3 protein-coding genes are annotated in these 4,947 nt (G+C 41.5%); 2 read left to right on the top strand and 1 reads right to left on the bottom strand.

All coding sequences use genetic code 11. The features are described from left to right. Positions 1–435: 435 nt before the first annotated feature. The gene (locus IM479_RS07555; RefSeq protein WP_286824522.1) at positions 436–618 is read right to left on the bottom strand and encodes a hypothetical protein; all 183 of its coding nucleotides are present in this window, start codon (positions 616–618) and stop codon (positions 436–438) included. Between the two features lie 292 nt (positions 619–910). Between IM479_RS07555 and IM479_RS07550 the strand changes: the two genes are divergently transcribed. Both IM479_RS07550 and IM479_RS07545 read left to right on the top strand, forming a co-directional pair. Continuing rightward, positions 911–3,136 (top strand): glycosyltransferase family 2 protein, encoded by a 2,226-nt coding sequence (locus IM479_RS07550; protein WP_287684890.1) that lies wholly within the window; start codon positions 911–913, stop codon positions 3,134–3,136. Between the two features lie 171 nt (positions 3,137–3,307). Next, entirely contained in the window at positions 3,308–4,750 is a 1,443-nt protein-coding gene (locus IM479_RS07545; protein WP_287684891.1) for a DUF7305 domain-containing protein, read from the top strand. The last annotated feature ends 197 nt before the right edge of the window (positions 4,751–4,947 follow it).

The raw sequence follows: 4,947 nt of genomic DNA, 5'->3' as shown, positions 1-4,947 counted from the left end.
TTTTTATGGTTCACTCTCCAAGCGTTTTGGTCTTTCAACCAAGATTTGGGTATGCCCTACCCTATCTGTCTGACGACAAAGATTTTTACTGGTTTTTCATTCACCGTTGTTTATCGGAACCCCTGCGCTATGTTTGACGAGATTTTCGCTACCCTCCCTTTTTGTCTCTTATGCAGACTTTCGAGTTCAAGGGTTCAACTCAATCGAGCCATTCACTACCGCCCACTCAGGGGATTCAAACCAATTTTATTTTAACATAAAGCCGTCCTAAAAGGACGGGGCTTTAACCCAAAATTTTGGGTTACAGGCTCTCTTGTCTTTGCTGGATTGTATCGCAACAGCTTGACCAAAGGTTGACGGCAGCATCTAGTCTATACTGGCAATCTCGACGATCAATCCTGTTGATCACACACCATCCAAGAGAGCCGATTACCCTTAATTAATCTTTTCAATCACTGCTTGTCCTAGTTGAATCAACTCAAAACCGATAAAAAGGCTTAAAATCATAGTGACAGCCTGATTAAGTAGGGGTATATTGCCTTTGCCTAGAACAGAAGCGACGAATTTGACCACAACTAAAACGAGAGCGCTAACAACGGCGATTTTGACGGCTATCATAGATTAATTTTTCCTCACGGTTAACCAAAGTATACTATGTTCCTGACGGGGTGACAAGCAGATTGAAAGTGAGACAGGGTGTGGGGGGTAGGGTGTAGGGAGCAACAATCCATAACTGGGTTTTTAAAGTTCGATTTGTCTCGTTACAAGGTAGAACCTCCGCAAATGCGTTCCAAGGGTTTCCCATAAAACGATTTAGTATCATTCCCAAGTATGAGAAAGCTGCCCAATGCCCAGGTTTTTGTTAATAATTGTAAAATGTAGTTAGATTTATTTGCTCAGAAGGGGATTTATGTCTAACGAAGAATCGATTTTTACGTTCCCTCAAAAACCAGTGTATTCCTCCGTATTCAAGTCGATTTTAGCGATAATATCAGTCATTTTCATTATGTTAGCAGTGATCGGCGGGCTAATGATCGTCAGTTTATCATTATGTTGGCCAGAACACAATATTTATCGATTACTCCTTGGCTTAGTAGAAGATTTTTTTAACCCCTTTGCTTGGATCAAAGTTCCCACGGTTGCTCATAGCTATCAATTATTATTACCCACGGTTATCCTGCTAATTTTTACGCAGTTAATCATTTTCTTGTCTCCGCGTCCGCAAGTTTGGTCAAGATTAGTCATTATTTCTATCACTCTAGCTATCACCCTGCGCTATCTAGTTTGGAGAATTCTGGCCACCTTAAATCTTTCCACCCCTCTCAATGGCTTTTTTAGTTTACTACTTCTAGGCATTGAGATGATAGTTTTAAGTAGTAGCATGATTCAGTTAGTTTTAGTCTTAACCACAAAAGATAGAAGCAAAGAAGCTGATTTTTATAGCCAAGCGGTGATCAATCAACAGTATTTGCCCACGGTAGATATCCTGATTCCCACCTATAATGAGCCAGCCTTCATTTTAACAAGAACTATTATCGGTTGTCAAGCCCTTAATTATCCTCATAAAAATATTTATATTCTCGATGATACCCAGAGATCAGAAATTCATCAATTGGCAGAAAAATTAAATTGTCATTATCTGACTCGTGAGGATAGAAAAAATGCTAAAGCAGGTAATTTAAACCATGCTCTCGGACAAACTCAAGGGGAATTAGTGGTGGTTTTTGATGCAGATTTTATCCCTTGTAGTAACTTTCTAGAAAGAACTGTTGGCTGGTTTCAAAACCCGAAAATTGCCTTAGTGCAAACTCCCCAAAGCTTTTATAATGCCGATCCTATTGCCCATAACTTAGGTTTAGAAAATATCGTTACTCCCGACGAAGAATTATTTTATCGTCATATCCAACCAGCTAAAGATGGGGTGGGTAGTCCTGTCTGTGCTGGCACTTCTTTTATTGCGAGAAGAAAAGCATTAGAGGAAGTGGAATACTTTAATACAGAATCTATTAGTGAAGACTATTTTACTGGGATTGCTATCTCTGCGAAAGGTTATGAAGTTATTTACTTAAATGAAAAACTCAGCGCTGGTTTATCTGCCGAAAGTTTATCCGCTTATTTACGGCAAAGATTGCGCTGGGCCAGAGGAACTTTACAGGCCTTTTTTATCAAAGCTAATCCCCTAAAAATTGCGGGATTAACTCTACCCCAAAGATTAGCTCATCTGGAAGGAATATTATCTTGGTTTTCTCCCTTAGCTCGTTTATTTTCTCTGCTTATTCCTCTCCTTTATACCTTTGGATATATAGTACCTTTGAACATTACCATCGATGAGACAATCTATATCTTTTTACCCTACATGATGATGCAGTTAGCCACTTATCACTGGTTAAATTCTCGCTCGCGCTCCATTATTTTTTCTGAGGTACTATCGATGATTATTTGTGTACCTACAGCCCTAACAGTTCTCCATGTTCTTTGGAAACCCTTTGACAAAGGATTTCAGGTGACACCAAAGGGAATTGCTCGTCAAAATTATCAATATAATTGGCGTTTATCCTACCCATTGCTGTTTTTTCTCACTATTACCTTAATTAGTATTTTCTTTAATTTACGCCATCACAATTATCAAGAAAGTCCCCTAAATTTTGGCTTGATTTTGGCTATATATAACGTGGTTATTATCATGACTGCTTTAGTGGCTTTATTGGAAGCTCCCCTCACCCTAGAAACTCAATACCAATTGCTGGAATATCCTGTTAAATTGATAATAGAATCGGATATAATCATACAGGGCAATCTGAAAAAACTTTCGGAAATAGGGGCAGAAATTCACCTGAGGGAACCCATCTACTCAGAAAAATTACTCCTAGATATTTTAGGCGAAGATTTGCGCCTATCGGCTCATCTAGTCAATCTAGAAAAACGAGGAAAAATCTGGCAAGCAACCCTTAAATTCCAGCAACTTACCCTATCAGACCAGAGAAAACTAATTACTTTTCTATTCTGTCGTCCCCAGCGCTGGCCGCTGAAAAATACGGCAGGAGAATTACAATCCCTTTGGTTGTTAATTATCAGCTTTTTTCGGGGGATAGGCTTGATTTGTCGGGCAATTCTGAATCGAAAAACAGCCCCTTAGTTCAGTCAAAAGTCGAAAATACTTATCGAAAAATTACTGGCTGCTTATCGTATCAACTGGCTTTTGTCTGTGATTTTACTCACAGTGCTATTCTTGTATTATCACAGTTGTCACTTGACCAAAACTTGACAGTATTATAGTAAGAGTAACCATTCTTAGATGGACTGGCTTATGAACAATCGTTTATATCTTCACCTGATGGCTAATAAGGAAAAAGGGTTTGCCTTGCCTCTTGCCATATTAATTGGACTTATCCTGATGGTGACAGGAATGACTATGATGATGCGCGCCCAAGGAGACCAATCGAAAGTAATTGCCCAAAGAGCCCGGGCTGATAGTTTAAGAAGTTCCGAAGTGGGGCTGGCTCGCGTGCAGGATCTACTCAATAGTGTTCGAGTTATGGCGAGGGTTGATAGTAAATGTACTTCTGGTGACACTGGTGACAATTGTTGGGAGAAGGCCGAAGTGGTTACTGATCCCAGTACCGATTTACAAAGACATTTGAAAAAATTAGTCGCCGCCGCCCCCTCCTGTAGTAATCCCAACGATGCTGCTACCTTGACGGCAAAAATCAATGAATTAAGAGGTTTGAGCGCAAATACATGGTTTGAGCTCGGTAATAATCGTTATTATCGCGTGGTTGGATACGATTATAGTATTGGGACTGGCAGGGGAGTTCTCACCCTCGAAGGACTTTCCCGCACCAGTGCCGCAACAGACCTAACTAACACTGCTATCAATAGAGATATTGACGACAATGCCGCCTCCCGTAACCGCGTGGTGGTAACTATCCCTATTCTTGATTTCCGTCCCCTCGCATTTAACCGCACCACGGTCCCAGCTTTATGGATAAGTGACGGAACGGCGGACGGTGGTGCTACATTTGAAGGGGATGTAGTGGAGGAAGTGGCGAGGCCAGAATGTAAGAATAAACAAGATAAGATTAAACAGCCCACCACCGACACACCCAGTCCCCCCTACACAGCACAATTTGTCGGTGTGTTTTTCCCCAATTTACCGCCGATTCCCACCAACCTTCCCCCTGTTCAGAAAGATCTGGCACTTACCACTTCTCAAACTTTTCCCAGAACAGGAGACAAATTCACTCCCCGCACGATTAACGGTAAAGACGTAGATGTGTACGAGTATATCGTTAATAATATCAACTTGAGTGATAGCGATAAGATTACCATTACTCCGGGGAAACGGGTAGTTTTTTATGTTAGAGGTAATATTAACGGTGCGATCGAACACAATTGTGGTACTACGACTGACTGTAAACCGGGCAATCTACAAATTTATGCCAATGGATCAGGTTCCATTTGTCTGAGAGGAAACCAAACACTACAAGCGTTTATCTTTGCTCCTGACTATTCCCTCGGTAAAACCGATACCGGTGCTTTCGTCGGCGCTGCCTGGGGTAAAAATTGGGGCCAAATTTCAGGCTGTCCCTCAAGTAGCGTTGCTGTGGCTGTGACCCAGACCAAAGGGGTAGAATGGACTGAATTAATCCAAAACCTGAAACCCATATTTCCCCAACTCGGTAAGATTGCCAATTGGTGTGAGGAACGCATCGATACCACGGGTACATCTGAGTGTGTACCCAAGCCCTGAAAAACTTGAATAGAGAAGGGGTAGATTCAGTCCATCCTTTTTTTAACTTATCGGGTTGTTGACATCCTCACCGCCGTAAACGGACGGTGATTCCCAAACCTCACGATTTAGGTTTCTGCTTCTTTCCCTTGCGGGGTTTCGCACCTGCCTTAACAGATTTACTCTGTTCTGGTCTTATGGTCGCTCTACAGACTGAC

Origin of the sequence: Microcystis sp. M165S2 (genome assembly GCF_020245885.1) — a bacterium.
Classification (GTDB): Bacteria; Cyanobacteriota; Cyanobacteriia; order Cyanobacteriales; family Microcystaceae; genus Microcystis.
The sequence above is the reverse complement of the archived record's forward strand: the minus strand, read 5'-3'. Positions and strand labels throughout refer to the sequence as shown.

Excerpts from the sequence above, each read along its gene's own strand:
- IM479_RS07550 (WP_287684890.1), top strand. The coding sequence starts at position 911 with ATGTCTAACGAAGAATCGATTTTTACGTTCCCTCAAAAACCAGTGTAT.
- IM479_RS07555 (WP_286824522.1), bottom strand. The coding sequence starts at position 618 with ATGATAGCCGTCAAAATCGCCGTTGTTAGCGCTCTCGTTTTAGTTGTG.
- IM479_RS07545 (WP_287684891.1), top strand. The coding sequence starts at position 3,308 with ATGAACAATCGTTTATATCTTCACCTGATGGCTAATAAGGAAAAAGGG.